The 25,598-nt window shown below is 60.9% G+C and carries 23 protein-coding genes and 1 pseudogene; 8 read left to right on the top strand and 16 right to left on the bottom strand.

The features are described from left to right. Positions 1-95 precede the first annotated feature (95 nt). Complete coding sequence (locus ACA071_RS16405) at positions 96-1,406, bottom strand: MFS transporter (RefSeq protein ID WP_497640124.1); 1,311 nt, start codon at positions 1,404-1,406, stop codon at positions 96-98. A 170-nt stretch (positions 1,407-1,576) separates the two neighbouring features. On the opposite strand from ACA071_RS16405, the gene ACA071_RS16400 reads away from it, so the two are divergent. The 5 genes and pseudogenes from ACA071_RS16400 (at position 1,577) to ACA071_RS16380 (ending at position 7,296) form a co-directional block, all read left to right on the top strand. After that, positions 1,577-2,689 carry a sugar diacid recognition domain-containing protein gene (locus ACA071_RS16400; protein WP_497640123.1) on the top strand — a complete coding sequence of 371 codons (1,113 nt, stop codon included), beginning with the start codon at positions 1,577-1,579 and terminating at the stop codon, positions 2,687-2,689. 228 nt (positions 2,690-2,917) lie between these two features. After that, positions 2,918-4,060, top strand: coding sequence for a glycerate kinase (locus ACA071_RS16395; protein ID WP_497640122.1), 1,143 nt, complete (start codon positions 2,918-2,920; stop codon positions 4,058-4,060). A 382-nt stretch (positions 4,061-4,442) separates the two neighbouring features. Continuing rightward, positions 4,443-5,210, top strand: a pseudogene (locus tag ACA071_RS16390) (MCP four helix bundle domain-containing protein); the annotation flags it as partial. Beyond that, positions 5,205-6,068 carry a methyl-accepting chemotaxis protein gene (locus ACA071_RS16385; RefSeq protein WP_497645323.1) on the top strand — a complete coding sequence of 288 codons (864 nt, stop codon included), beginning with the start codon at positions 5,205-5,207 and terminating at the stop codon, positions 6,066-6,068. The pseudogene ACA071_RS16390 and the gene ACA071_RS16385, both read left to right, overlap by 6 nt. Before the next feature lie 40 nt (positions 6,069-6,108). Further along, entirely contained in the window at positions 6,109-7,296 is a 1,188-nt protein-coding gene (locus ACA071_RS16380; RefSeq protein ID WP_497640121.1) for a pyridoxal phosphate-dependent aminotransferase, read from the top strand. Between the two features lie 91 nt (positions 7,297-7,387). On the opposite strand, the gene ACA071_RS16375 is transcribed toward ACA071_RS16380, so the two are convergent. The 10 genes from ACA071_RS16375 to ACA071_RS16330 all read right to left on the bottom strand — a co-directional run bounded on the left by ACA071_RS16375 (position 7,388) and on the right by ACA071_RS16330 (position 19,514). Further along, a complete protein-coding gene (locus ACA071_RS16375; protein ID WP_497640120.1) occupies positions 7,388-8,365 on the bottom strand; it encodes a 2-hydroxyacid dehydrogenase in 978 nt (325 codons plus the stop codon). A gap of 21 nt (positions 8,366-8,386) precedes the next feature. Further along, positions 8,387-9,685 (bottom strand): MFS transporter, encoded by a 1,299-nt coding sequence (locus ACA071_RS16370; RefSeq protein ID WP_497640119.1) that lies wholly within the window; start codon positions 9,683-9,685, stop codon positions 8,387-8,389. 118 nt (positions 9,686-9,803) lie between these two features. Continuing rightward, on the bottom strand, positions 9,804-10,778 hold the full coding sequence (locus ACA071_RS16365; protein WP_497640118.1) for a sugar kinase: 975 nt from the start codon (positions 10,776-10,778) through the stop codon (positions 9,804-9,806). Next, the gene (locus ACA071_RS16360; RefSeq protein WP_497640117.1) at positions 10,771-11,553 is read right to left on the bottom strand and encodes a sugar phosphate isomerase/epimerase family protein; all 783 of its coding nucleotides are present in this window, start codon (positions 11,551-11,553) and stop codon (positions 10,771-10,773) included. Before ACA071_RS16360 ends, ACA071_RS16365 begins: the two co-directional genes overlap by 8 nt. A 127-nt stretch (positions 11,554-11,680) precedes the next feature. Then, a complete protein-coding gene (locus tag ACA071_RS16355; protein WP_497640116.1) occupies positions 11,681-12,706 on the bottom strand; it encodes a LacI family DNA-binding transcriptional regulator in 1,026 nt (341 codons plus the stop codon). Between the two features lie 138 nt (positions 12,707-12,844). After that, on the bottom strand, positions 12,845-13,453 hold the full coding sequence (locus ACA071_RS16350) for a LysE family translocator (protein WP_497640115.1): 609 nt from the start codon (positions 13,451-13,453) through the stop codon (positions 12,845-12,847). Between the two features lie 53 nt (positions 13,454-13,506). Continuing rightward, positions 13,507-14,346 carry an AraC family transcriptional regulator gene (locus ACA071_RS16345; protein ID WP_497640114.1) on the bottom strand — a complete coding sequence of 280 codons (840 nt, stop codon included), beginning with the start codon at positions 14,344-14,346 and terminating at the stop codon, positions 13,507-13,509. Positions 14,347-14,422: 76 nt separating this feature from the next. Beyond that, positions 14,423-15,064 carry a DUF1345 domain-containing protein gene (locus tag ACA071_RS16340; RefSeq protein ID WP_497640113.1) on the bottom strand — a complete coding sequence of 214 codons (642 nt, stop codon included), beginning with the start codon at positions 15,062-15,064 and terminating at the stop codon, positions 14,423-14,425. Positions 15,065-15,242: 178 nt separating this feature from the next. Beyond that, entirely contained in the window at positions 15,243-18,341 is a 3,099-nt protein-coding gene (locus ACA071_RS16335) for a multidrug efflux RND transporter permease subunit (protein ID WP_497640112.1), read from the bottom strand. Positions 18,342-18,356: 15 nt separating this feature from the next. Next, positions 18,357-19,514, bottom strand: coding sequence for an efflux RND transporter periplasmic adaptor subunit (locus ACA071_RS16330; RefSeq protein ID WP_497640111.1), 1,158 nt, complete (start codon positions 19,512-19,514; stop codon positions 18,357-18,359). A 271-nt stretch (positions 19,515-19,785) separates the two neighbouring features. Here ACA071_RS16330 and ACA071_RS16325 point away from each other — a divergent pair, with 271 nt between their 5' ends. From ACA071_RS16325 to ACA071_RS16315, 3 genes are all read left to right on the top strand, one after another. Further along, a complete protein-coding gene (locus ACA071_RS16325; protein ID WP_149661758.1) occupies positions 19,786-20,487 on the top strand; it encodes a response regulator in 702 nt (233 codons plus the stop codon). 4 nt (positions 20,488-20,491) lie between these two features. After that, positions 20,492-21,793 carry an ATP-binding protein gene (locus ACA071_RS16320; RefSeq protein ID WP_497640110.1) on the top strand — a complete coding sequence of 434 codons (1,302 nt, stop codon included), beginning with the start codon at positions 20,492-20,494 and terminating at the stop codon, positions 21,791-21,793. Between the two features lie 182 nt (positions 21,794-21,975). Beyond that, a complete protein-coding gene (locus tag ACA071_RS16315; protein WP_497640109.1) occupies positions 21,976-22,206 on the top strand; it encodes a cold-shock protein in 231 nt (76 codons plus the stop codon). Positions 22,207-22,322: 116 nt separating this feature from the next. Here ACA071_RS16315 and pncA read toward each other — a convergent pair whose 3' ends face one another. From pncA to ACA071_RS16290, 5 genes are all read right to left on the bottom strand, one after another. Next, positions 22,323-22,964, bottom strand: a complete 642-nt coding sequence (gene pncA / locus ACA071_RS16310; protein WP_497640108.1) for a bifunctional nicotinamidase/pyrazinamidase — start codon at positions 22,962-22,964, stop codon at positions 22,323-22,325. A gap of 50 nt (positions 22,965-23,014) precedes the next feature. Beyond that, positions 23,015-23,791 carry an anti-sigma factor family protein gene (locus ACA071_RS16305; RefSeq protein ID WP_497640107.1) on the bottom strand — a complete coding sequence of 259 codons (777 nt, stop codon included), beginning with the start codon at positions 23,789-23,791 and terminating at the stop codon, positions 23,015-23,017. Then, positions 23,788-24,285: an RNA polymerase sigma factor gene (locus tag ACA071_RS16300; RefSeq protein WP_497640106.1), complete on the bottom strand. Its 498-nt coding sequence runs from the start codon at positions 24,283-24,285 to the stop codon at positions 23,788-23,790. Before ACA071_RS16300 ends, ACA071_RS16305 begins: the two co-directional genes overlap by 4 nt. A gap of 52 nt (positions 24,286-24,337) precedes the next feature. Then, positions 24,338-24,868 carry a tetratricopeptide repeat protein gene (locus tag ACA071_RS16295; protein WP_497640105.1) on the bottom strand — a complete coding sequence of 177 codons (531 nt, stop codon included), beginning with the start codon at positions 24,866-24,868 and terminating at the stop codon, positions 24,338-24,340. An 80-nt stretch (positions 24,869-24,948) separates the two neighbouring features. Beyond that, the gene (locus tag ACA071_RS16290) at positions 24,949-25,509 is read right to left on the bottom strand and encodes a cytochrome b (protein ID WP_497640104.1); all 561 of its coding nucleotides are present in this window, start codon (positions 25,507-25,509) and stop codon (positions 24,949-24,951) included. Between the last annotated feature and the right edge of the window lie 89 nt (positions 25,510-25,598).

The raw sequence follows: 25,598 nt of genomic DNA, 5'->3' as shown, positions 1-25,598 counted from the left end.
GCGTGGGAATGCCTCAACGGACGCTCCGCGTTCGGCTCCGGATGGGACGCGGAGCGCCCCGGGTTGCATTCCCACGCAGAGCGTGGGAACGATCATCAGGCGCGCAGGGTGCGCGTCATCCGCAACGCCAACACACTGCCGCAAACAATCACGCCCGCCAGCAGATACAACGCCGCATCGGTCGACCCGGTGCTGTCTTTGACCCAACCCACCAGGTACGGGCTCAGGAATCCGGCCATCTGCCCCATGGAGTTGATCAACGCCAAACCACCCGCCGCCGCACCCGCGCTGAGCAAAGCAGTCGGCACCGGCCAGAACATCGGCAGACCGGTGAGGGCGCCCATGGTGGCGATAGTCAGGCCGAGAATCGCAATGGCCGGCGTGGTCGCGAAGTTCACCGCGATCAACAGACCAACAGCGCCCATCAACATCGGCACCACCAAATGCCAGCGACGCTCCTTGCGCAAGTCCGCCGACCGACCGACCAGCAACATGAACACCGCCGCCAACAGGTACGGAATCGCGCTCAACCAGCCAATCACCAGGTTATCGCTGAACCCCAGGTTCTTGATGATCGACGGCAGCCAGAAATTGATCGCATAAACGCCGCTCTGGATGCAGAAATAGATCAAGCCAAACGCCCAGATCGCCGGGTTCTTGAACACCGCCAGCAGCGAGTCAGTGGTGGTTTTCGGTTTGTTGGCCAAGTCTTCAGCGTGGTCCGCTTCCAGCACTTCGCGCTCAAAAGGCGTCAGCCACTTGGCATTGGCATAACTGTCGCTAAGCAGGAAGTAGGCGAGGGCGCCGAGGATCACCGTCGGAATCCCTTGCAGCAAAAACATCCACTGCCAGCCGGCCAAACCACCCTGGCCCGCGGCGAAGTGGTTGAGAATCCAGCCGGAAAACGGGCTGCCGAGCAGGCCGGAGACCGGGATCGCCGACATGAACAGCGCCATGATGCGGCCACGGCGGAAGGTCGGGAACCACTGCGAGAGATAGAGCACCACGCCCGGAAAGAACCCGGCTTCGGCCGCGCCAGTGAACAGGCGCAAGGTATAGAACTCGGTCGGCGTGGTGACGAACAGCAGGCAAGTCGAGAGCGAACCCCAGACAATCATCATCAGCGCAATCCAGCGCCGTGGGCCGAACTTTGTCAGGGCCAGGTTGCTCGGCACGCCGCACAGCACGTAGCCGATAAAGAAGATCCCGGCGCCGAGGCCGTACACGGTTTCGCTGAATTTCAGTGCGTCGAGCATCTGCAGCTTGGCAAATCCAACGTTCACCCGGTCGAGGTAGTTGAACAGGTAGCAGATGAAGATGAAGGGGATCAACCGCAGGGTAATGCGTTTGTAGACGGCGTTTTTTTCGTCAGCAATGGTCTGGGTAACGGCTGCGCTCTGTGACATGGCGGGCTCTCTCTTTATTATGATTTTTTGCGATGCAAAGGGTAACGTTGATCGCCCTGTGAGTCTCGGCCACCGCTTGGGTGGTTGTCTTTGTGCCTGAGCACAGGGTTTGCCAACAAGGCCTGTGCGGGTGAACAACCCGTCCCACCACGATTTCAAGGATCTGCCCAATGTTTGAACTCGATCACGACCTGGCCCAGGACATCGTCGACCGGGCCATGGCCATCCTGCCGTACAACGTCAACGTCATGGACAGCCAGGGTCTGATTCTCGGCAGCGGCGAGCCGGAGCGGATCAACACCCGCCACGAAGGCGCGCAACTGGTGCTGGCCAACGGGCGCGTGGTGGAGATCGACGCACAAACGGCGATTCATCTCAAAGGCGTGCAGCCGGGGATCAATCTGCCGCTGTTGCTCGATCAGCGGCTGATCGGCGTCCTTGGCATTACCGGCGAACCCGAGCAACTGCGCACGTACGCCGAGCTGGTGCGGATGACTGCCGAGATGCTGGTGGGCCAGCGCAATCAACAGGCCGAGCAGCAATGGCGGCGCCAGCGTTGTGATGATTTGCTCGCGTTGCTGTTGACCGATGCCGGGGATTCGCCGCGCCTGGTGGATGAAGCGCAACAACTGGGCCTGAAGCCTCAGCTATCGCGGGTGCCGTATCTGTTCGAACTGGGCCTGGAGCACGGGCCGGGGCAGACCGTCGAAGCCCTTAGCGCCTGGTTGATCAGTCGTTATCCCGACAGTTGGTGCGTGAGTTCCGCCACGTCGTCGCTGCTGTGGTGCCGGCCGGCGAGCCAGGCGATCGAACATGAACGGCTGCTGGAAAAACTCGACAGCCTGGGCTGGAATATTCTGCGTATTGCCGTGGGCGGGCAGGCCGATGGGCTGCCGGGTTTGCGCCGCTGCTATCGCCGGGTCGGGGATTTGCTGGCCTATGGACGCGATGTGTTGCCGCGCTCGCGGTTGCTGACGCTGAACCGTTATCGGCTCCCGGTGATGCTCTGGCGGCATCGCAACGACGATGCCCTGGACGAACTGCTCAAGCCATTGCGCAAAGTCATCGCCAAGGACAACAACGGCCAATTGCTGGCGACCCTGCGCAGCTGGTGCGACCACGATGGGCAGAGCCAGGCGTGTGCCGATGCACTGGGCATTCATCGCAATAGTTTGCGTTATCGCATGGAGCGGATTGCCGAGTTGAGCGGGGTTGATCCGTTGCGGCTGGACGGGATGCTGGCGCTGTACCTTGGGGTGCAACTGCTTCCGCAAACCGAGTGACGCTCACCGTCCCGCAGGAGCTGCCGAAGGCTGCGATCTTTTGACTTTGCCTTTTAAAAACAAAATCAAAAGATCGCAGGCTTCGCCAGCTCCTACAAAAGCGGTCTTGCATCAGCAACGCCCGGTTTGTAGAAATGAACAATAAACGTCACGCCCGCTTGTGCAGCGGACCGGCGTCATCACTCCGGGCAACTGGCAGCATGGACGCATTGAAAACGGAGAATGCTCATGAAAATCGTCATCGCCCCCGATTCGTTCAAGGACAGCCTGAGTGCCCAGGGCGTAGCCGATGCCATCGCACTGGGATTGGCCGAGGTCTGGCCGGACGCACAATTGCTCAAGTGCCCGATGGCCGACGGTGGGGAAGGGACGGTCGAGTCGATTCTGGCGGCGTGCGCGGGTGAATTGCGTCGCACAACGGTGCGCGGGCCGTTAGGCGCAACGGTCCAGGCGGCTTGGGGCTGGTTGCCGCACAACCACACCGCAATCATCGAAATGGCCGAGGCCAGCGGCTTGCAATTGGTTGCGCCGGGGCAGCGCGATGCGTGCATCAGCAGCACGTTTGGTACCGGTGAACTGATTCGCGCCGCACTCGACGCTGGGGCGCAGCGGGTAATCCTGGCGATTGGCGGCAGTGCCACCAATGACGGTGGCGCCGGGGCGATGCAGGCCTTAGGCGTCAAACTATTCGACGGACAAGGACAGGTTCTGGCACCGGGCGGTTTGGCGCTGGCACAACTGGCAAACATTGACCTGAGCGAAATCGATACACGCCTGAACGCGGTGCGCTTCGACATCGCCGCTGACGTCAACAATCCACTGTGCGGCCCTCATGGCGCGTCAGCGATTTTCGGCCCGCAGAAAGGCGCATCACCGCAGCAAGTCCAGCAACTGGATCAAGCCCTTGGGCACTTCGCCGACCTGTGCGCGCAGGCGTTGAATAAAGACGTGCGCGACGAGCCGGGCAGCGGCGCGGCGGGTGGCCTGGGTTTTGCGGCCAAGGCGTTTCTGGGTGCGCAGTTTCAGGCGGGTGTGGAAGTGGTCGCGGAACTGGTTGGCCTGGCTAAAGCGGTTGAGGGCGCGGATCTGGTGATTACCGGTGAAGGCCGTTTCGATGCCCAGACCTTGCGCGGCAAGACGCCGTTCGGCGTGGCGCGGATTGCGCGGCAGCAGGGTGTGCCGGTGATTGTTATCGCCGGGACCCTGGGGGACGGCTATCAGGAACTGTATGAGCACGGGATTGATGCGGCGTTTGCCCTGGCGAGCGGGCCGATGACGTTGGAGCAGGCGTGCGCCGAGGCGCCGCGCTTGTTGCGGGAGCGGGCGAGCGATATTGCGCGGGTTTGGCGCATTGCAGCTCGCAACGCCTGACCTGTAGCAGCTGCCGAGCACCGCGAGGCAGCGTTCGGCGGCGAAGCCGTCGTAAACCCTTCAATCGCGGTCTACCTGAAACACCGCGGTGGCTGATTTTACGACGGCTTCGCCGCCGAACGCTGTCTCGCGGTGCTCGACAGCTGCTACAAAACTTGGGCTCGCACCTTTAAGGTGGTGTTTCACCGCTGAAACACCCGTAACCCCTTGAAATATATTTCTCCTTCCCCTGCAAAAAACCTCAAGCCCGGCCGATAACCCTCGTAGGCGCGCACAAACCTATTACAACAGTGCCGCCAAGCTATCCGGTCGGCCTTCACGCCTCCCCGGAAAGTGATTACGGCACGGATGCTTCGACGCTCACCCACCCGAGAATCATCCTATGTCCCTGCGTAATCTGAATATCGCGCCTCGAGCGTTCCTCGGTTTTGCCTTCATCGCCTTACTGGTGATCGTGCTGGGTGTGTTTGCGGTCAATCGCATGTCGATCATCCGCCAGGCCTCCGTGGACATGGCGAGCAATCAACTGCCCAGCGTCGGCCTCCTCGGCGCCATGACCGAAAACGTGCTGCGCCTGCGTATTCTCTCGTTCCGTGTGCTGGTGAACCGAGAGCCCGCGAGCCTGCAAGAAGCCGAAACCCGCATTGGCGTGCTGGTGGACAAGGTCAAACAGGCGCAAGCCGGTTATGCGGCATTGCCGGCCGGCGGTGACGAAGCGACGTTGTACAAAACGTTCGCCACCACTCTGGACAACTACCTGCAAGCCCAGCGCGAGATGTTGGACCTTTCGCGGCAGGACAAGCTGGATGAAATGCGTAAGCTGATCAACACCCGGATCAAGGATGGCACCGACCAGATGGGCGAGCAGTTGAACAAACTGATCGCCATCAACAAAGCCGATGCGACGGCGGCCGACGCCGAAGCCAGCGACCAGTATTCCTTTGCCACCAACGGCATCATCGCGGTATCGGTGGTCGCGGCCCTGATGACCGTGTTGCTGGCCTGGCTGCTGACTCGCAGCATCGTCGAACCGTTGAATCGCGCCGTGCAGGCCGCCGAAACCATTGCCGGTGGGAACCTGATCAAAGTGATCACCGTCGACGGCAAGGACGAACCGGCCCGCCTGCTCGGTGCCTTGTCCACCATGCAAGACAACCTGCGTAAAACCATCGAGCAGATTGCCGGTTCCGCCACTCAGCTGGGCGCTGCCGCTGAAGAACTGAGCACCGTCACCGAAGAAGCCTCGCGCGGCCTGCAACAGCAGAACAACGAAATCGAACAAGCCGCCACTGCGGTCAATGAAATGACCGCCGCGGTGGAGGAAGTGGCGCGTAATGCGGTGTCGACTTCCGAAGCTTCTAATCAGTCGACTCAAGCGGCCCGCGAAGGTCGCAACCGTGTGGTGGAAACCGTCGACGCGATTCAGACCATGACCCACGACGTGCAAAACACCGCGACCATGATCGAAGGCTTGGCCGCGCAAGGTCGTGACATCGGCAAGGTGCTGGACGTGATCCGCGCCATTGCCGAGCAGACCAACCTGCTGGCGCTCAACGCCGCCATCGAAGCAGCTCGTGCCGGTGAAGCCGGGCGTGGTTTTGCGGTGGTGGCGGACGAAGTTCGGGCGCTGGCCCATCGCACCGCGCAATCGACCCAGGAAATCGAAAAAATGGTCGCCGGCATTCAAAACGGCACCGGCGAAGCGGTGTCCTCGATGCAGCAAAGCAACCAGCGTACCCAAAGCACCCTGGAAATGGCCCGTGCCGCCGGCGTTGCCCTGGAGCAGATCACCCAATCGATCAACCTGATCAACGAACGCAATCTGGTGATCGCCAGCGCCTCCGAAGAACAGGCCCAGGTGTCCCGCGAAGTCGACCGTAACCTGGTCAACATCCGCGACCTCGCCAACCAGTCTGCGGCGGGTGCCAACCAGACCAGCGCCGCCACCCACGAACTGTCGCGTTTGGCGGTGGATTTGAATGCGATGGTGGCGCGGTTTGTAATTTGAGATAGGGTTGAGACAGGAACACGCGCAACAGGAGAAGTACATGCGCTATTCAGCCCTGACCCAACGCATCGCCGGTGACGGAGCGGCAGCCTGGCAGATTCATGATCGAGCGCTGGAATTGCGCGAGCAGGGCGTTGATGTATTGCTACTGTCGGTGGGCGATCCTGATTTCGATACGCCCAAGCCTATCGTCCAGGCGGCCATCGACAGCCTCTTGGCCGGCGACACCCATTACTCGGATGTACGCGGTACGCGGGCACTGCGCACCAGCATCGCCAGCCGCCATCGGCGACGCAGCGGTCAGTCGGTGGATGCCGAGCATGTGATCGTGTTGCCGGGGGCGCAATGTGCGGTGTACTCGGTTGCACAGTGCCTGCTCGATCCGGGCGATGAAGTGATCGTCGCCGAACCGATGTACGTCACCTATGAAGGCGTTTTCGGCGCTTGCGGGGCCAAAGTGGTGCCGGTGGCCGTGCGACCGGAGAACGGTTTTCGGGTTGATCCGGCCGATGTCGCGGCGCTGATCTCACCCAAGACGCGCGTCATTTTGCTGAACAGTCCGAATAATCCGTCCGGCGCCAGCCTGTCGTTACCGATCTGGCAGGCATTGGCGGCGCTCTGCGTTCGCCATGACTTGTGGCTGATCAGCGATGAGGTCTACAGCGACTTGCTGTACGACGGCGAACACGTTAGTCCGGCCAGTTTGCCGGGCATGGCCGAGCGCACCGCGACCCTCAACAGTTTGTCCAAATCCCATGCCATGAGTGGTTGGCGGGTTGGTTGGGTAATCGGCCCAAAACCCTTGGCCGAACACTTGATGCACCTGTCGTTGTGCATGCTGTTTGGCATTCCGGATTTCGTCCAGAAAGCTGCGCAAGTTGCGCTGGACGGGGATTTGCCGGAAGTGGCGCAGATGCGCGAAGAGTATCGCCAGCGGCGGGACCTGGTGTGCGCGCGATTGAGCGCGTGCCCGGGCATCCGGCCGATCGTGCCCGATGGCGGGATGTTCGTAATGGTCGATATACGCCCGACCGGGCTGTGCGCTCAAGGGTTTGCCGAGCGGCTGCTGGAAGGGTATGGGGTGTCGGTGCTGGCGGGTGAAGCCTTCGGCCCGAGCGCGGCGGGGCATATTCGGCTGGGGTTGGTGGTGGATCAGGTGAAGCTGGCGGATGCGTGTCGGCGGATTGCGCTGTGTGCGGCGGATCTTCTGGAGGTACGGCGCGCCTGATCGTTCCCACGCTCCGCGTGGAAATGCAGCCCGTGACGCTCTGCGTCCCTAGAGGCATTCCCACGCGGAGCGTGGGAGCGATCAACTTTCGTCAGACCTTCCAAGCCCCGGCATTCACCAGATTCACCGGCCGCTCACCCGCTAGTGCCATCAGCAGATTGTCTACCGCGCACCTGGCCATTGCCTCCCGCGTCTCATGGGTCGCCGAGCCAATGTGCGGCGTCGCCACCACATTATTCAACTGCATCAACGGCGAATCCTGATTCAGCGGCTCACGCTCAAACACATCCAGCCCTGCTGCGCGAATCTGCCCTTCGCGAAGGGCCTGGATCAGCGCCGCTTCATCCACGACCTTGCCCCGGGAAATGTTGATGAAGATCGTTTTCGGGCCCATCAAGGCGAACTGTTCGGCACCAATCAACCCTTCGGTTTCAGCGGTCAGCGGCAAGGTCAGGCAAACAAAATCCGCCTGCTGCAACAACTCCGGCAGGCTGCGGTATTGCGCATTGAAACGTTGTTCAACCGCCGGTTTTGGCGAGTGGCTGTGATAAATGACCGGCATGCCAAAGCCGAAATGCCCGCGCTGGGCCAACGCTTCACCGATGCGCCCCATGCCAATGATGCCCAGGGTCTTGCCATGCACATCGGTGCCGAACTGCGCCGGGCCGACGTTGCGATTCCATTGGCCTGCGCGAACCATGTTGGCCAATTCCACCACGCGCCGGGCGGTGGCCAGGATCAGCGCAAAACCGGTGTCGGCGGTGGTTTCGGTGAGCACGTCCGGGGTGTTGCTGAGCAGGATCCGGCGCTCGGTCAGGTACTCGATGTCGTAGTTGTCGACACCCACCGAGACGCTGGCAATCGCTTCCAGGTTCGGTGCCAGATCGAGCAGTTCAGCGTCCAGTTTCAGACTGGCACCGAGTAAGCCTTGGGCGCGGGGCAGGGCCTCGCGCAACTGTGCCAGGCCGTCGGCATTGAGGTTGTCGATCAGGGTCACTTCGGTCTGCTCATGCAGGCGGGCCATCAGCAACGGCGAGAGTTTCTTGTACAGCACAACCTGCTTTTTCATGGTTATCATCTCAACTTCAATTCAAGGGTGAGCAGCCATCGGGCGTTTCACAACAGCCTTGGCCACAACCCGGTCACTGGCGCCGGGCTTGAGGAAAATCGTCAGCACCACCGAGAGCATCAGCGCGCCGCTCATCAATAGATAAGAAGCCCCCGGCGAACCGGTGCTGCTGTTCAGGTAACCGACCAGATAAGAACCGCCAAAGGAACCGAGGGCGCCCATGCTGTTGATCAGCGCCATGGCGCCACCGGCAACGTTGGCCGGAAGGATTTCCGGGACGATCGCAAAGAACGGTCCATAAGGCGCATACATGCAGGCCCCGGCGATCACCAGCAAGGTGTAGGACCACCAGAAATGTTCAGCACCCAAGGCGTAGGAGCCATAGAAGGCAATCGAGGCGATCAGCAGGGGTGGCCAGACGAAACGTTTGCGCTTCTGCAACTTGTCCGAGCCCCAGGACACCGCGAGCATGCCGATCACCGCCGCCAGATACGGCAGCGCTGAGAGCCAGCCGGCTTCGACCATGTCCATCTGCAAACCGGCCTTGAGGATCGACGGCAGCCACAGTACAAAGCCGTAGACGCCAATGCTCCAGCAGAAAAACTGCAAGGCCAGCACGATGACTTTTGGTGAGCGAAAGGCTTCGGCGTAGTTCTTCACCGCTTTGATCCCGACCTGTTCGGCAGCCAGGGCACTTTCCAGATCCTGTTTCTCCTGGTCGCTGAGCCACTTGGCCTGGGCCGGACGCTCATCGGCCAGGCGCCACCAGATAAAGGCCCAAATCACCGCCGGCAAACCTTCGACGATGAACATCCAGCGCCAACTGAAATGCTGCACCAGGTAGCCCGACACCACCGACATCCAGAGCATGGTCACCGGGTTGCCGAGGATCAGGAAAGTGTTGGCCCGGGAGCGTTCGGCACGGGTGAACCAGTGGCATAGATAAACCAGCATCGCCGGCATTACCGCGGCTTCAACCACGCCGAGCATGAAGCGAATCACGATCAGCCAATACGCGCTGGAGACGATCCCGGTCAGGGTAGCGAGGCCGCCCCAGAGGATCAGGCTGACGAAAATCAGTTTCTTCACGCTGTGCTTCTGCGCATAGATCGCGCCCGGTACCTGAAAGAAAAAGTAGCCGAGGAAGAACAGCGCACCGAGCATCGATGACAGCCCCGGTGTGATCATCAGGTCTTCGGCCATCCCGGAGGCGGCGGCGAACCCGTAATTGGCGCGGTCCAGGTACGCCAGGCTGTAGGTGATGAATACGATGGGCATGATGTACCACCAGCGGCGGGTGGCGAGTGTTGCGGTTTTCATGATGGTGCTCCTGAGCTTGTTGTTTTTGTCGCAGCAGGTAACGGTGTTCGATGATCGTTCCTACGCTCTGCGTGGGAATGCCTCTAAGGACGCTCCGCGTCCCCGGTAACGCAGAACGTCACGGGCTGCATTCCCAGGCAGGAGCGTGGGAACGATCGGGTATGTGGCTGGGCAATTCGGAACGGGTCGGCAACCCCTCCATATCCCCACGACTCTGTACCGCACGGCTGCCAATCCAGTTGGCCCGCTGCACGGCTTCGGCAAAGCTGAGGTTCTCCAGCAAGGCGCTGATCATGCCGACGGCAAAGCCATCACCAGCGCCCACGGTGTCGACGACGGTTTGCACCGGCACTCCGGCGACGAAACCCTGATCCAGATGCGTGCGGTAATACGCACCGTGCGGCCCGAGCTTGATCGCCACCGCTTCCGCCCCTTGATCGAGGTAAAACGCCGCAATGTCGGCCGGGTCTTCAAAACCGGTGAGCAGACGACCTTCACTCAACCCCGGCAGCACCCAGTGGGCGAGGGCAGCGAGGCGGTTGATCTCGCTGATCATCTGTTGCTCACTGGCCCACAGGCTCGGGCGCAGGTTCGGGTCGAAGGACACGCTGCGTCCGGCCGCACGCATGCGGGTCATCAATTCGAAGGACATCTCACGGGCACTGGCCGAGAGTGCCGGGGGAATGCCGGTGGCGTGCAAATGCCTGGCGTTCAACAGCTCAGGTTTAATCGACTGCACCGACAAGTGACTGGCCGCCGAACCTCGACGGAAATACTCAACCACCGGATCGCTACCATCATCGGCGCGGGACTTGAGTTGAAAACCGGTCGGGTGCGCCGGGTCGATCTCGACATGGCGGCAATCGAGGCCTTCCTTTTCCAGCGTATCAATCACGAAGCGACCCAGAGAATCCGCGCCGACCCGGCTCAGCCAGGCAACGTTGAACCCCAGCCGGGATAAACCAATGGCAACGTTACTGTCGGCCCCGGCGATGCGTTTGTGAAAGTGGCCAACCTCGGCCAGGTCGCCGTTCTGCTCGGCAACGAACATCGCCATGGTTTCGCCGAACGACAGAATATCGATCTCAGACATGCGCGCTCTCCAACCGTGATTGACCAAGGCGGGCGAGGGTAGCGACGTGTTCGGTGGTCAGTTGCACCAGGTCGTCGCCTTGCAACGGATATTCCGCCGCCCGCATTACGCCTTGGGGCATGTGCCGCAGCAGTTGTTCCCACACATGCAGGTCGGCGGCGCCGGGCGGTATCGCCACCAGCTTGCCGTCGGCCCGGCGCGCCACAGCTTTGCAATGCACATAGCCGACATGCCGACCCAGCAACCGCGCGGCGCTGGTGGCGGACTGGTCCTGCCATTGCCAGTTACCAATGTCGAAGGTCATCTTGATCGGCAGGTTGTGCTGCTCGACTTCGTTGAAAAAGCGCTGGAACGGTTCGATGCGCCCGCCGTGCAAGGTCTGGTCGTTTTCTACCAACAGGTGCACGGGGCTATGGCTCAACTGCCGCGCCAACGTCTGCAAATCGTTATTGTCGGTGAAGTACCCGAGCGAGACTTTCAGCCATTTGGCGCCGAAGGCCTCGGCCCGTTGCAGGGTCGCGGCAAGCTCGGGATTGGGTTTCGATTGACCGGCCAGCCATAGCTCCATGGGTGAGGAGTAGACGCTTTCCAGGCCGCGAGCCTGGGTGGCGTCGGCCAGTTGCGCCGGTTCTTCATGGGTCAGCAACTCTTCGCGCCATTCGATGCGCGTGGCGCCGGCGGCGGCCAATACATCGACAAAACTGCCTTGACCGCGTTGGCGGACCAAGTCGGCGCCGTAGCTCGACAGGCTGATGGAAACGGGTGGTTTATTCATTGTTATCTACCTCTGAAACCGGTTTCATTTTTGTTCAAAAAAAAGGATTGAAGGGCAGTGGGCAAATATCGTGCGGCCTTACGCGAACCTGTAGAAGCGAGGCTTGCCCGCGAAGGCATCAGAACAGTCAACCCACAATCCCACGGGTTGACCCACGCACAATCAACCGCGCTGCAAAATCCAGATTACGCACAGGCCCGACATCCCCACGCAACCGCTTGAGCAAACACTCAAACGCACTCGCGCCAATATCTGCCGTCGGCTGGGCGAGCGCAGTAATCCCGCTGCCCACCAACGGATACCAATCCAGATCATCCAGGGCAATCAGCCCGACATCCTCGAACAATTTGCAGCCCAGTTCACGCAACGCATGGGTGCTGGCCAGCGCCGCAATCCCGTTGGCACAGAACAACGCTTTTGGCCCCGGGCCAGCTGCATCAAGGAAGGTTTTCAAACGTGAGGCCAGGTCGCTGCCGGTTTCGACGACAGCGCCTTGCAGCGCCGGACGCTGCGCAATCTGCGTCTTGAAACTGCTCACCCGCTCAATCCGCGAACTGGTGCCGTCAAACGGCTCGGTCACCAGCAACACATCGCGAAAGCCGCGTTCTTCAAGGTGGGCGAGGGCCATTTCGACGGCGGCGGGGTTATCCAGCCCGACCAAATCGCTCTCGAGCTGCTCAACCTTGCGGTCCACCAGCACCAGCGGCATTTCCCGATGCAGTTCGCGAAGCTCATCGCGGTGATGACCGAGGGTGTTCACGATCAAGCCTTCGATGTTGTACGAGCGCAGCAACGCCAGATGCTGACGTTCTTGCTCGTCATCGCGATCGGTGTTGCACACCACCAGGCTGTAGCCGTGCTGACGGCAAGCGGTTTCCACGCCATGCATCACGGCAATCGAATAAGGGTTACGGATATCGGCCACCAACATGCCGATCAGGCGGGTTCGTCCGCGTTTCAAACCGCGAGCCATTTGATTGGGGCGGTAGCCCAATTCGCTGATGGCTTGCTCGATGCGTTGAGCAATGGCGTCGGAGAGCAGGGCGCGGTCGTCGCCGATGAAACGCGAAACGCTGGCCTTGGACACGCCGGCATGTTCGGCGACATCGAGCATGGTGACGCGGCTGCGCTGGGCGGCGGAAAATGTGTTCACGGTCTGAAGCCTTTTTATTGGATTTATTAGGTCCTGCGCTTCAAGGTCGCGCTGAAACCGGTTTCAGGAAACACTAAAACCAAATCCTCCGTCAAGTGAATGGTTGGCCATCGCGCCATGAACGCCGACGGGTGGCAGTCAGACCAACACGCTTAAACACGCCGAACCCAGTAAAAGCAGAGCCATTAACCGATTGAAACGCTGCATCGCTCGGGGCGAACGTAACCACCGGGCGGAACCTGCGCCGAGCAAGGCCCAGACGCCGAGGCAGGGCAGGGAAATCAAAAAGAACACCAACGACAGGTAGGCCACATGAACCAGGCGTTGTTCGCCGGTACCGGCGAACACACTGACGACGGCCAGCGCCATCATCCAGGTCTTCGGGTTGATCAGTTGCAGGCTGGCGGCACCGCCCATTCCGAGCTTGGCCTGAGTATCCTGAGGGGCGAGGGCTTGGGCCGGGGCGAAGAAGATCTGCCAGGCCAGGTAGCTCAGCCAGGCCACGCCGGCCCACTGCATCGCGGTTTGTACAACGGGCAGCGAAGTCAGCGAAGAGCCCGCGCCAGTGCCGACCAACAACACAATGGTCGCCGCGCTGGCACAGGCGCCGAAGATGATCGGGACAGCCGCCGCCAAACCGTAGCGGGCACTGTTGCTCAACACCAGGATGTTGGTCGGGCCAGGCGTGATCGACGCCACGAACGCAAACAGCAGGAAGGGCAGGAACGTCGGGAAAGAAGACAGCATCGCAGGCAAACTCCGGTGAAGATCATAGAGGCTGATCTTCACAATCTCGTAGGCTACCTGTCTGGAAGATTTGAGCAGCGTTTGCGATACATCGCCGGCGTCAGCCCATAAGCCCGGACAAACCAGCGCCCCAGATGACTCTGATCGGCAAACCCCAGCTCCATCGCCACCGCCGCCGGTTGCAATCCGCTGGCGAGCATTCGTCGCGCCTTGGACAGGCGCAGTTGCACCAGATAGGCGTGGGGAGCCAACCCGTAGGCAGCCTTGAACGCGCGGGTCAGGCGAAAGCGATCGACACCGGTGGCGGCAGCCAGTTGATCGAGGCCGATGTCGAGGTGGGCGTTGGCGTGCAGGTATTCCCGGGCCTTTTGCGCCACTAGCGGCAGGCGCGGGTCTTCGGCGTAGCGGGTTCGCCAGTGCAGGTGGCGGGTCAAGTGTTCGAGCAAACCGTCGAGCGCGGTCTGACGGACGATTTTCAGCTCGCCGCCATGCAAGGTCTGGAACGCCAGGCTGGTGGCCTGGGCCAGTTGCGGGTCGGTGGTCAGGGTGTTGGCGAAACTCAGTTGGCTACTGAGCGGCGCGTTTTCGAACAGCGCGCTCAGTTCACGCTCCAGCCATTGGGGGTCGAGGTAGAGCATGCGGTAGGTGAAGCCGTCCTCGGTGGGCGCTTCGCCGTCGTGGATGTCGCCGGGCTCCAGCAGAAACACCTTGCCCGGCGTGCTTTGATGCCTGGCCCGGCGGCAGTTGAATTGCTGCACGCCTTGCTCGGTGACGCCCACCAGATAACTGTCATGCCAGTGCGGGTCGTAGGCGTGGCCCTCGAAATGCGCGCGCAAGGTTTCGATGCCGGTGTCGGCGTCCTGGGCCAGGTCGATCCAGTTATGCGGGCTCATGCTGCACCTGTGAGACGGATTGCCGACTTATTTAACGCCCCGGCCGCGGTCGATGCCTAGAACGTTTGTGCAGCCTTTAGCTGAAAAGTCCGGCGGCGATGTTGATCGAGAAGCCGAGAATCGCCGTGTTGAACAGAAATCCGATCAGCGACTGCGCCAGTACTATCTTGCGAATGCCCCGGGTGGCGACGCCGACATCCGCCGTTTGCACCGCCACGCCGATGGTGAACGAGAAGTACAGGAAGTCCCAGTAATTGGGCGTGGTCAGGCCTTCTGCGAAACGCAATGCCGGTTCCTTGCCATCCCAGGTGTAGAACAGACGGGCGTAGTGCACGCAGAAAATCACCCCGATCAACAGCCATGAACCGATCACGGTGGCAGCGGTGAAGGCGTAATGCAGCAGCTTGCGTGAGGTTTCCAGGTCTTTGCTGCCGGCCAGTTCGAAGGTGATGGTCGCCAGGCTGGCAATGGCGGCGATGCACACCACGAATAACACCAGCCCGGCGTTTTCGTCTTCGATCTCGGCGATGCGCTTGACGTCGGGGGCCTTGGCACGGGCCGCGAGCCAGAACATCAATATCAGGTAGGTCCAGACCCCGGCGTTCCAGCCGATGAGGATTTTGCTGATGATCGAATCGGCCGGAGCCAGAATGCCCACCGCCAGGCCAAGAACCGCGGCAGAGGACAGGCGAGGGTGGGTGCGGGCGAGGAGCGGCATGAGAACTCACAGAAGCAGAATTGCTACCACCTTAGCTCAGGTCACCGCGCTTTTGTAGGCGCTGCCGAAGGTTGCGATCTTTTGATCTTGATCCTGAAAATCAAAATCAGGATCAAAAGATCGCAGCCTTCGACAGCGCCTACAGGGGAATGGGTTCACATTCCCGGGAGTGGGTGGGTCAGGTGTCTTTGTGGCGTTTGCGCACCAGTTTCATCACCACCACAAAAAACACCGGTACAAACAGTACCGCCAACGTCGCCGTAATCATCCCGCCAATCACCCCGGTGCCGATCGCTTGCTGGCTCGCCGAACTGGCCCCGGTGGCAATTGCCAGCGGCACCACGCCGAGGATGAACGCCAGCGAGGTCATGACAATCGGCCGCAACCGCAGCCGTGCGGCTTGCAGCGTGGCGTCGATCAGGTCGTGGCCTTCGTCGTAGAGGCTTTTGGCGAACTCGATGATCAGGATCGCGTTCTTCGCCGACAAGCCGATGATGGTGATCAACCCGACCTTGAAGAACACATCGTTGGGCATCCCGCGTAACGTCACCGCGAGCACCGCGCCGAGCACACCGAGCGGCACCACCAGCAGCACCGAGGTCGGAATCGACCAGCTCTCGTACAGCGCCGCCAGGCACAGGAACACGATCAGCAGCGACAACCCGAGCAGAATCGGTGCCTGACTGCCGGACAAACGCTCCTGCAACGACAGGCCGGTCCATTCCTGGCCCAACCCCGCCGGGCCTTGCGCTACGAGCCGCTCGATTTCCGCCATGGCTTCGCCAGTGCTGTGACCGGGCGCCGGTTCGCCGGAAATGCTGATGGCCGGGTAACCGTTGTAGCGGGTCAACTGCGTCGGGCCTTGCGTCCATTTGGCCTGGACGAAGGCCGACAGCGGTACCATCTTCCCGGCGCTGTTGCGCACGTGAATCTTCAGTAGATCCGCCACCTGGCTGCGCTGGTCGCCTTCAGCCTGAACCACCACCCGCTGCATCCGCCCCTGATTGGGGAAGTCATTGATGTAGGACGAACCCACGGCGGTGGACAAAACATTGCCCACATCGGCAAAGGAAACCCCCAGCGCGTTGGCCTGTTTGCGGTCGACCTCCAGCTGCACTTGCGGTGCTTCGGCCAGGGCGCTTTCACGCACGTTCGCCAGGATCGGACTTTTCTCGGCCGCCGCCAGTAACTGACTGCGAGCCTCCATCAGCGTGGCATGGCCCAGGCCGCCGCGATCCTGCAAGCGGAACTCGAAACCGCTGGAGGTGCCAAGACCGTCCACCGGCGGCGGCAGCACGGAAAACACCACCGCGTCCTTGATTTGGCTGAGGGCGATGTTGGCCCGGTCGGCAATCGAGCTGGCCGAGTCATCGCTGCTGCGTTCAGACCAATCCTTCAACGTTGTAAACGCCAACGCCGCGTTTTGCCCGCTGCCGGAGAAGCTGAAACCGAGAATCACCGTGCTGTCACCGACGCCGGGCTCCGTGGCGTTATGCTTTTCGATCTGCTCTACCACCTGCACCGTGCGGTTCTTGCTTGCGCCCGGTGGCAGTTGAATGTCGGTGATGGTGTAACCCTGGTCTTCCACCGGCAGAAAGGAGGAGGGCAGGCGACTGAAGCAAAAACCCAACCCGATCAGCAACACGCCGTAGATCAGCAGGTAGCGCCCCGTGCGTTTCAGCGCATAAGCGACCCAGCCCTGATAACGCACGGTCAACTGTTCGAAACGCCGGTTGAACCAGCCGAAGAAGCCGCCCTTTTCGTGGTGCTCACCTTTGGCAATCGGCTTGAGCAGTGTCGCGCACAGTGCGGGCGTCAAGGTCAGCGCTAGGAACGCCGAGAACAGGATCGAGGTGGCCATGGACAGCGAGAACTGCTGGTAAATGACCCCGACCGAACCTGGCATGAACGCCATCGGAATAAACACCGCCACCAGCACCAGGGTAATGCCGGCGATCGCACCGGTGATCTGCTTCATCGCCTTGCGCGTCGCCTCCTTGGGCGACAAACCCTCGGTGACCATGATTCGCTCGACGTTCTCCACCACCACAATGGCGTCGTCCACCAGAATGCCGATGGCCAGCACCATGCCGAACATGGTCAGCACGTTGATCGAGAACCCGAGGAGCAGCATGGTCGCGAAGGTGCCCATCAACGCCACCGGCACCACCAGCGTCGGGATCAGTGTGTAGCGGATGTTTTGCAGGAACAGGAACATCACCGCGAACACCAGCAACATCGCCTCGCCCAGGGTGTAGACCACTTTGGTGATGGAGACTTTGACGAATGGAGAGGTGTCGAACGGGAGTTGGTATTCAACACCCGCCGGGAAGTAGCGGGACAGCTCGTCCATCTTCGCCCGGATCAACGTGGCGGTGTTCAAGGCGTTCGCCCCGGGTGCCAGCTGCACGCTGACTGCCGTTGACGGCTTGCCATTGAGGCGGGTGGAAAATTGGTATTGTTCACTGCCAATTTCTACCCGAGCCACATCGCCGATGCGCACGGTGGAACCATCAGGATTGGCCTTGAGCACGATATCGGCGAACTCTTCCGGTGTCGACAACTGACCTTTGACCACGATGGTCGCGGTGATTTCCTGGGTGCTGTGGGCCGGCAAGTCGCCGATGCTACCCGCCGATACCTGGGCGTTTTGCGCGGCGATGGCGGCGCTGACGTCCGCCGGGGTGAGGTTGAAACCGATCAGCTTTTGCGGGTCTATCCAGATGCGCATGGCGCGCTCTGCACCATACAGCGTCGCCTTGCCGACGCCGTCCACGCGCTTGATTTCGTTCATCACGTTGCGCGCCAGATAATCGCTCAGCGTCTGGTTGTCGAGTTTGCCATCAGTGGAGGTGAGGGTGATCAACAGCAGGAAACTGGTCGAGACCTTCTCCACCTGCAAGCCCTGTTGGTTCACGGCTTGAGGCAGGCGCGACTCCACGACCTTGAGGCGGTTTTGCACGTCCACCTGCGCCATTTCCGGGTTGGTGCCCGGTTGGAACGTAGCGGTGATGGTGGCATTGCCGAGGCTGCTCTGGGATTCGAAATACAGCAGGTGATCGGCGCCGTTGAGCTCTTCCTCGATCAGGCTGACCACGCTTTCATCCAGGGTTTGCGCTGAGGCGCCCGGGTACGTCGCATTGATTTCAATCTGCGGCGGTGCGACGTTGGGGTACTGCGCCACCGGCAACTGCGGAATGGCCAGGGCACCGGCGAGCAGGATGAACAATGCAACCACCCAGGCAAACACCGGGCGGTCGATAAAGAACTGCGGCATAAAAAAGCGTCCTGCTTACTGACCAGTCACCTGGGCAAGTGGAAGAGGGGTGTCGTCGATCTGGACTTTCTCGCCGGGCTTGGCGTGTTGCAGGCCCTCGGTGACGATGCGGTCGCCGGGCTTGAGGCCGCCGCTGACGATCCAGCGATCGTTCTGCACTGCGCCCAGTTCCACCGGTTGCAGGCCAACGCGTTGCTCGGCGTCGAGCAGCAGCACTTGGGCAATCCCGGCGCTGTCACGCTGGATGGCCCGTTGCGGCACGCTGATGCCTTGCTGATTGACCGCTTGCTCGATGCGTACACGCACGAAGCTGCCGGGCAGCAAGTCGAGGTCCGGGTTGGGGAACTCGCTGCGCAGGATGATCTGGCCGGTGCCCGGGTCGACGGAAATCTCCGCGAACAACAGTTTGCCCGGCAGCGGATAGAGGCTGCCGTCATCCTGAATCAGCGTGGCCTTGGCCTGATCCTGGCCGACCTGCTGCAATTGCCCGGAACGGAACGCCCGACGCAGGTCGTTGAGTTCACGGGTCGACTGGGTGAGGTCGGCGTGGATCGGGTTCAGTTGCTGGATGAGCGCCAGTGGCGTGGTTTCGTTCTGCCCGACCAGCGCGCCTTCGGTGACCAGGGCCCGTCCGACGCGTCCGGAAATCGGCGCCGTGACGGTGGCGTAACCCAGGTTCAGCTTGGCCCGGGCCACGGCAGCCTTGTTGGCGGCGACGTCAGCGGCGGTTTGCCGGGCATTGGCCCGGGCGTTGTCGTAGTCCTGGCCGCTGATGGCGTTGCCTTCGATCAACTGCGAATAGCGCTGCTCTTGCAGCTTGGCCTGGAACGCATTGGCCTCCGCCTTGCGCAACGCCGCTTCGGCGCTGTCCAGGTCGGCCTTGAACGGCGCCGGGTCGATGCGGAACAGCACGTCGCCCTGTTTCACGTCGCTGCCTTCGCGAAAGGTCCGTTGCAACACGACGCCGGCCACCCGGGCGCGGACTTCGGCAATGCGCGGCGCGGCAATCCGCCCGCTCAATTCGCTGCTGATCGACAATGGCCGCGCTTCGATGGTTTCGATGCGCACGGTGGCCAGCGGTGCCGCTTCTTCAGCGGACGAGGACTTGTCACAAGCGCTCAGTATCAACGCCAGTGCAATCAGGCTGAGCGTGGCAAGCAGGTTCTTTGACATGTGAATACCCCAATAATGACCCCCAGCATCCTACGGGGAGGCGACGAGAGTAGCGGTGAAGCTTTGTAGGCGCTGTGTGAAATTGTGTAAGGGTTTTACTCGCGGGTGCGTGAGGGCGTATATCCTTGGCGCCTTGAATATTTCAGCGACTGGCAGACCGCCTTCGCGGGCAAGCCTCGCTCCTACAGGAGAATGCGATACCTCTGTAGGAGCGAGGCTTGCCCGCGAAGAGGCCCGAACGGTCGCCACAGCACTTTTCTGGAAACACCCCATGCCCAACATCCTCCTGGTCGAAGACGACACCGCGCTCTCCGAACTGATCGCCAGCTACCTGGAACGCAACGGCTACTGTGTCAGCGTGATCAGCCGCGGCGATCATGTGCGCGAACGCGCGCGGGTCAATCCGCCGGACCTGGTGATCCTCGACCTGATGCTGCCGGGCCTCGACGGGCTGCAAGTCTGCCGCTTGCTGCGGGCGGATTCAGCAACCTTGCCGATCCTGATGCTCACCGCCCGGGACGACAGCCACGATCAGGTGCTGGGCCTGGAAATGGGTGCCGACGACTACGTCACCAAACCCTGCGAGCCGCGCGTATTGCTGGCCCGGGTGCGCACCTTACTTAGGCGCAGCAGCCTCGGCGAACCGCAGACCGCCAACGACCGCATCCTGATGGGCAACCTGTGCATTGACCTGTCTGAGCGCACCGTGACCTGGCGTGAACAACTGGTGGAACTGTCCAGCGGCGAATACAACCTGCTGGTGGTGCTGGCCCGGCATGCCGGCGAAGTCCTGAGCCGCGACCAGATCCTGCAACGCCTGCGCGGCATCGAGTTCAACGGCACCGACCGTTCGGTGGATGTGGCCATTTCCAAGTTGCGCCGCAAGTTCGACGACCATGCCGGCGAAGCCCGCAAGATCAAGACCGTGTGGGGCAAGGGCTACCTGTTCAGTCGCTCCGAGTGGGAATGCTGAAGCGATGTTCAGAATCCTCTTTCGCCTGTACCTGGTGACGATCGTTTCCTACAGCGCGGCGATTTACTTGGTGCCGGACGTGGTGATCAAGCTGTTCCATGAACGCTTTGTCACCTACAACCTCGACTATTCCCGTGGCTTGCAAACCCTGATCGTCAAGCAGTTCCATGCGGCGCCGACCGAGCAGTGGCCAGCACTGGCGGCGGAAATGGACAAGGAGTTTCAGCCGCTACACATCGTCTTGAGCGGCAAGGATGACGCTGATTTCACCCTTGACGAGCGCGAGCGCTTGCAGCGCGGCGAGAATGTCGTACGCATTGGCGACTGGGGCTGGCGCACCCTGGCAGTGGCACCGTTGAACGAACAAACGGTGGTGCAAATGGTGGTGCCGCCGGACCCGCTGGACGTCAATCTGTTGTACTGGAGCATCAACGTGCTGATCGGCGCGATGATGCTCGCGTGCCTGCTGCTGTGGCTGCGCCCGCACTGGCGCGACCTGGAGCGCCTGAAAGGCACGGCGGAACGCTTCGGCAAAGGGCACCTGAGCGAACGCACGCAGATATCGCACACCTCCAACATCGGCAGCCTGGCCAACGTGTTCGACACCATGGCCGGTGACATCGAAAACCTGCTCAACCAGCAGCGCGACTTGCTCAACGCGGTGTCCCACGAACTGCGCACGCCGCTGACACGCCTGGATTTCGGTCTGGCCCTGGCGCTGTCCGATGACATGCCGGCGCCGAGCCGCGAACGCTTGCAAGGTTTGGTCGCGCACATTCGTGAACTGGATGAATTGGTGCTGGAACTGCTGTCCTACAGCCGCTTGCAAAATCCAGCGCGCTTGCCGGAGCAGGTTGAAGTGTCGCTCGATGAGTTCATCGACAGCATTCTGGGCAGTGTCGATGAAGAGCTTGAATCACCGGATATCGTCATTGATGTGTTGCTGCATGGCCAACTCGAACGCTTCACCCTCGACCCACGCCTGACCGCGCGCGCACTCCAGAACCTGCTGCGCAATGCAATGCGCTACTGCGAAAAGCGCATTCAAATCGGTGTGCAGGTGTGCCCCAAAGGCTGCGAGATCTGGGTCGATGACGATGGCATCGGTATTCCGGAGGACGAGCGCGAGCGCATCTTCGAACCGTTTTATCGTCTGGATCGCAGCCGCGACCGTGCTACCGGTGGTTTCGGCCTCGGCCTGGCGATCAGCCGCCGCGCACTGGAAGCTCAGGGCGGCACGTTGACCGTTGAGGGCTCCCCGCTGGGCGGCGCGAGGTTCCGGTTGTGGTTGCCCACACCGAAATGAGGCAAGAGCGCTACCGTCGCGACATGATCAGTTCGACAAGCGGTAGCGGATACTCCGAAATTTGCTGTCGTACCTGTCAGATATGACAGTAGCGGCCATTGCAGATTTAAGGTTTTATTGTTTCTGCATCGCCAAAATTCGAAGGCACTCGCATATGCAATCACTGAACATGGAGAAAGCAAATGGCCGAAGCAATTGTTACGACAGGAAACACTGGGACTGTTAAAGCCTTTAATAGTGTCATGTACCAAGGAATAACTCAGAACAATGTGACTATCACTCCTGACGATGGCTCCGATGAAATAAGAGTTAATGCTGGGCCAATGGCAACATTTTCCGCTGGTGACAAAGTCAGCTTTACGCTGACGACCGGTCCGAAGGGGAGACTCGCCTCAGAAGTTAAGAAGGGATGACCGGAGGAAAATCTTGTCAACATGAGCACGCTCCCGGATTCCAGCAACCGCGTGGCCGGCCGGGAGCAAGCTCCTTACTGCAGGAAGTCATTGGCCATAAAGCAATAAATAATCATTCAGTCGAGTAAGTTACGGGATTGAATCAACCCAACCCCAGCCACCTGCATCCGCTCAATCGCCACAGCCAGCGAACCCTGCAGATCAATCGCTCGACACGCATCCAGCACCACAAACGTATTGAACCCCACCGCCCGCGCATCCAGCGCGGAATACATCACGCAGAAATCCAGCGCCAACCCGACCATATAAACCGTGTCGATGCCGCGTTCCTTCAAGTACCCGGCCAAGCCCGTAGTGGTTGTGCGATCAGCCTCCAGAAACGCCGAATAGCTGTCGATATCCGGATTGCAGCCCTTGCGAATGATCAGTTGCGCATGCGGCAAGTCCAGATCCGCGTGCAGTGCCGCCCCTGGCGTATCCCGCACACAATGAACCGGCCACAGCGTCTGCTTACCGTAAGGCAGTTGAATCTCATCGTAAGGCTTACGACCCGGATGGCTGGACGCAAACGAAGCGTGCCCGGCCGGGTGCCAGTCCTGAGCAATGACTACCTGCTGAAACTGCCCGCCCAGTTGATTGATCAGCGGCACGATTAAATCGCCTTCGGGCACCGCCAACTGGCCACCGGGGATGAAGTCGTTCTGCACGTCGATCACCAGTAAAACTGTGCGTGAAGGTGTGTGCGAGGGATGTGGCATGGGTTGGTTCCTCCTTGGAAGTCAGGCGCCAAGCATAGTAATGATTGGCGTCATGTGCTCAGCCGATTTCTCAAGACCTTGGCCATGCCTTCAAGATCCGCCACCGGGTTATGCCCGATCAGCATCCAGGCGTGCTCCATATCCGCCCAGTACACGACATTCATGTTGTGCCGGCGTTCCTGGGCGAAATGCCGGCTGCCGCTGTTGGAACGGGTGACGCACAGCGCCATCGGGCCGTGGGTCGGGTCCAGGTAGGTGATCTGGGCGATGGGCACGCCGTCGTACTCGAGGATTTGCGCACGCTTGAGTTCGAGACGCGGCAAGGCCAGTTGTGCCGGCGCCAGGTTAAGCCCCAAGCGTGCATCAATGGTGTGCAGTTGCGCACGCTGGGTAGCCTCGTCACTGGGCAAGTGTTCGAGGGTTTGCGGTACGTAGAGCGACATGTAGTCAGCCACCAGCCCGCGCCAGTTGCTCTTCTTCTGACTCAATTGCCAGCCAAGGAACAATCGATCTGCCAACACACCGGTCACCACCAATCCGGCAGCGGCCGCCAGAAACCAGCGTCGGTTCAGGGCCGGACGGGCAGGGCTGGGCAAGGTGTCGAGCATGGCCTGCAAGCGATCCACCGGCGCTTGCTTGCCCAGTTCGTCATAAGCGTCCTTGAACGGCAGGCTGCTGCGGGCCAACCATTGCAGGCGCAGGTTGAGCGTCGGGTCATCGTGGATAGCGGCGTCGATGCGGGTGCGCTGTTCAGTGTCGAGTTGGTCGTCGAGGTAGGCCACCAACTGTTCATCCGAAGGGATCGTCGGGCGTAGGGGGTCGGTCATCGACGTTCTCCAGTGGTGGTGCTCGGTACGGTGTGCAGGGGCGGGTACTCCGCGAGTTTCAGGCGGGCGGTGGCCAGGCGGCTCATGACCGTGCCGATGGGCACTTGCAGCACTTCGGCCACTTCGCGGTAGGACAAGCCTTCGACGTAAGCCAGGTACACCGTTTCGCGCTGCGCTTCGGGCAGGGCATCGACGCGCCGGATCAACTGCGCGGCCAGCACGTGGGTTTGCGCCGCGTGTTCACCGTCGAACGACAGCGCCTCGTCGGCATTCACCAGCCCTTGGCCCAAGCGCACGCGCCGGGCGCGCACTTCATTGAGCCAGATCGAGTGCAAGATGCTCAGCAGCCAGCGGTCCATGCGGGTGCCGGGCTCATATTGCCCGGCCCGTTCCAGCGCCCGCACGCACGTGGCCTGCACCAAATCTTCAGCCACATGCCGTTGCCGGGACAGCAGCAAACCGTAGCGCCATAACCGCGCCAGATGCTGGCCCAACTCTGCTCGTATTGCCTGATCGCTGGCGATGGCGACCTCCGTCCGTTCGGTGTCAGGTTTTCGATGAATCGTTGATGGCTTCGGCCAGGTCCTGGTATTCCTCACAGGTGCTGCCGCAGATCGATTTGATCTGCTGCAACTGCTCCTGGGCAAGATCCAGCCGGCCTTTGATTACATAGGCTTCGCCGAGGTATTCGCGCACTTGCGCGTACTGCGGGTCGAGTTTGACCGATTGCAGGTAATAGCCGATGCCTTCGTCGGTCCGGCCCAGTTTACGCGTGGCGTAGCCGCGATAGTTGAGGGCTTTGGCGGTGTTTGGATCTTTGAGGGTGTCGAGCAGGGCCAAGGCCTCTTCGTAGCGCCCGTCCTTGGCCAGGCGGTAGGCGTAGTCGACACGGTCGTTATCCGGCACCAGGCTGCTGGTTTGCAGCACGCACTTGTTCGACTTGTTGTCGAACACTTGGCCTTTGGGGCAGTTAGGTTTGGCCGGAGCGTCGTCGTCACCGTGGGCGAACGCCAGCGTGCTGGACAACGCCGCGATCAGCAACAGGGGGGCGGTGAAAACAGCGAAACGGATATTCATGGGTGAAACTCCATTCACAGTGAAAACAGCATTCGAGGGCAGGTAACCGTAGAACACGCGGCCCCGGTGTTTTATTCGTTTCAGTTCGTATCGCGGCCCGGCAGCATCCGGCGCAACGTGCCGTCCCGCAGGCCGTAATGATGAACCAGTGCCATAACCGCGTGCAGCCCGGCGAGAATCACAATGGCCCAAGCGACGTTTTCATGCAGGCCACCGAACACCGATTTCATGCTTTTATCGAAGGTCATCAGGGTTGGGACATCGAACAACCCGAAGAAGTTGAACGGTTCTGCCTGCGCCCAGCGAAACAGAAAACCCAGCACAATCTGGCTCAACAGCAGCAAGTACAGCGCCAGATGCGCGGTTTTCGCCACAAGGTTCATCAAGCCCTGATTGGCCGGTGGCAACCGCCGGCCACGGGACAGGCGCCAGAGCAGTCGGCCGATCACAATGACCGCCAGCAGGATGCCGCAGGAGATGTGCACCGACTGCAAGCCTTTGCGCAGCGGTGTGCCTTTGGCCAACTGGTCCCAGATTTGCGAACTGGCGAACAGGAAAATCACTAGCACGGCGGTCAGCCAGTGCAGGCTCATGGTCAGGCGGTCGTAACGTGCCGGCGAATCAGTGTTTAAACGGTTCATGGGCAATCCTCTTGGGCGATGGCAGGTGAACACCACTGTGTGAACAATTATTCATTTCTTTCTTGAGATCTTTGCAGGGGAAGTTCAGG

This window comes from Pseudomonas sp. LBUM1646, assembly GCF_059716165.1.
The sequence above is the reverse complement of the archived record's forward strand: the minus strand, read 5'-3'. Positions and strand labels throughout refer to the sequence as shown.

What these genes read in the sequence shown, in the direction of transcription:
- ACA071_RS16360 (WP_497640117.1), bottom strand. Translation starts at nt 11,553, where the DNA reads ATGAATAAACCACCCGTTTCCATCAGCCTGTCGAGCTACGGCGCCGAC.
- ACA071_RS16370 (WP_497640119.1), bottom strand. Translation starts at nt 9,685, where the DNA reads ATGAAAACCGCAACACTCGCCACCCGCCGCTGGTGGTACATCATGCCC.
- ACA071_RS16375 (WP_497640120.1), bottom strand. Translation starts at nt 8,365, where the DNA reads ATGAAAAAGCAGGTTGTGCTGTACAAGAAACTCTCGCCGTTGCTGATG.
- ACA071_RS16330 (WP_497640111.1), bottom strand. Translation starts at nt 19,514, where the DNA reads ATGTCAAAGAACCTGCTTGCCACGCTCAGCCTGATTGCACTGGCGTTG.
- ACA071_RS16305 (WP_497640107.1), bottom strand. Translation starts at nt 23,791, where the DNA reads ATGACCGACCCCCTACGCCCGACGATCCCTTCGGATGAACAGTTGGTG.
- ACA071_RS16400 (WP_497640123.1), top strand. Translation starts at nt 1,577, where the DNA reads ATGTTTGAACTCGATCACGACCTGGCCCAGGACATCGTCGACCGGGCC.
- ACA071_RS16395 (WP_497640122.1), top strand. Translation starts at nt 2,918, where the DNA reads ATGAAAATCGTCATCGCCCCCGATTCGTTCAAGGACAGCCTGAGTGCC.
- ACA071_RS16340 (WP_497640113.1), bottom strand. Translation starts at nt 15,064, where the DNA reads ATGCCGCTCCTCGCCCGCACCCACCCTCGCCTGTCCTCTGCCGCGGTT.
- ACA071_RS16315 (WP_497640109.1), top strand. Translation starts at nt 21,976, where the DNA reads ATGGCCGAAGCAATTGTTACGACAGGAAACACTGGGACTGTTAAAGCC.
- ACA071_RS16295 (WP_497640105.1), bottom strand. Translation starts at nt 24,868, where the DNA reads ATGAATATCCGTTTCGCTGTTTTCACCGCCCCCCTGTTGCTGATCGCG.
- ACA071_RS16290 (WP_497640104.1), bottom strand. Translation starts at nt 25,509, where the DNA reads ATGAACCGTTTAAACACTGATTCGCCGGCACGTTACGACCGCCTGACC.
- ACA071_RS16405 (WP_497640124.1), bottom strand. Translation starts at nt 1,406, where the DNA reads ATGTCACAGAGCGCAGCCGTTACCCAGACCATTGCTGACGAAAAAAAC.
- ACA071_RS16380 (WP_497640121.1), top strand. Translation starts at nt 6,109, where the DNA reads ATGCGCTATTCAGCCCTGACCCAACGCATCGCCGGTGACGGAGCGGCA.
- ACA071_RS16385 (WP_497645323.1), top strand. Translation starts at nt 5,205, where the DNA reads ATGCAAGACAACCTGCGTAAAACCATCGAGCAGATTGCCGGTTCCGCC.
- ACA071_RS16335 (WP_497640112.1), bottom strand. Translation starts at nt 18,341, where the DNA reads ATGCCGCAGTTCTTTATCGACCGCCCGGTGTTTGCCTGGGTGGTTGCA.
- ACA071_RS16320 (WP_497640110.1), top strand. Translation starts at nt 20,492, where the DNA reads ATGTTCAGAATCCTCTTTCGCCTGTACCTGGTGACGATCGTTTCCTAC.
- ACA071_RS16345 (WP_497640114.1), bottom strand. Translation starts at nt 14,346, where the DNA reads ATGAGCCCGCATAACTGGATCGACCTGGCCCAGGACGCCGACACCGGC.
- pncA (WP_497640108.1), bottom strand. Translation starts at nt 22,964, where the DNA reads ATGCCACATCCCTCGCACACACCTTCACGCACAGTTTTACTGGTGATC.
- ACA071_RS16350 (WP_497640115.1), bottom strand. Translation starts at nt 13,453, where the DNA reads ATGCTGTCTTCTTTCCCGACGTTCCTGCCCTTCCTGCTGTTTGCGTTC.
- ACA071_RS16365 (WP_497640118.1), bottom strand. Translation starts at nt 10,778, where the DNA reads ATGTCTGAGATCGATATTCTGTCGTTCGGCGAAACCATGGCGATGTTC.
- ACA071_RS16325 (WP_149661758.1), top strand. Translation starts at nt 19,786, where the DNA reads ATGCCCAACATCCTCCTGGTCGAAGACGACACCGCGCTCTCCGAACTG.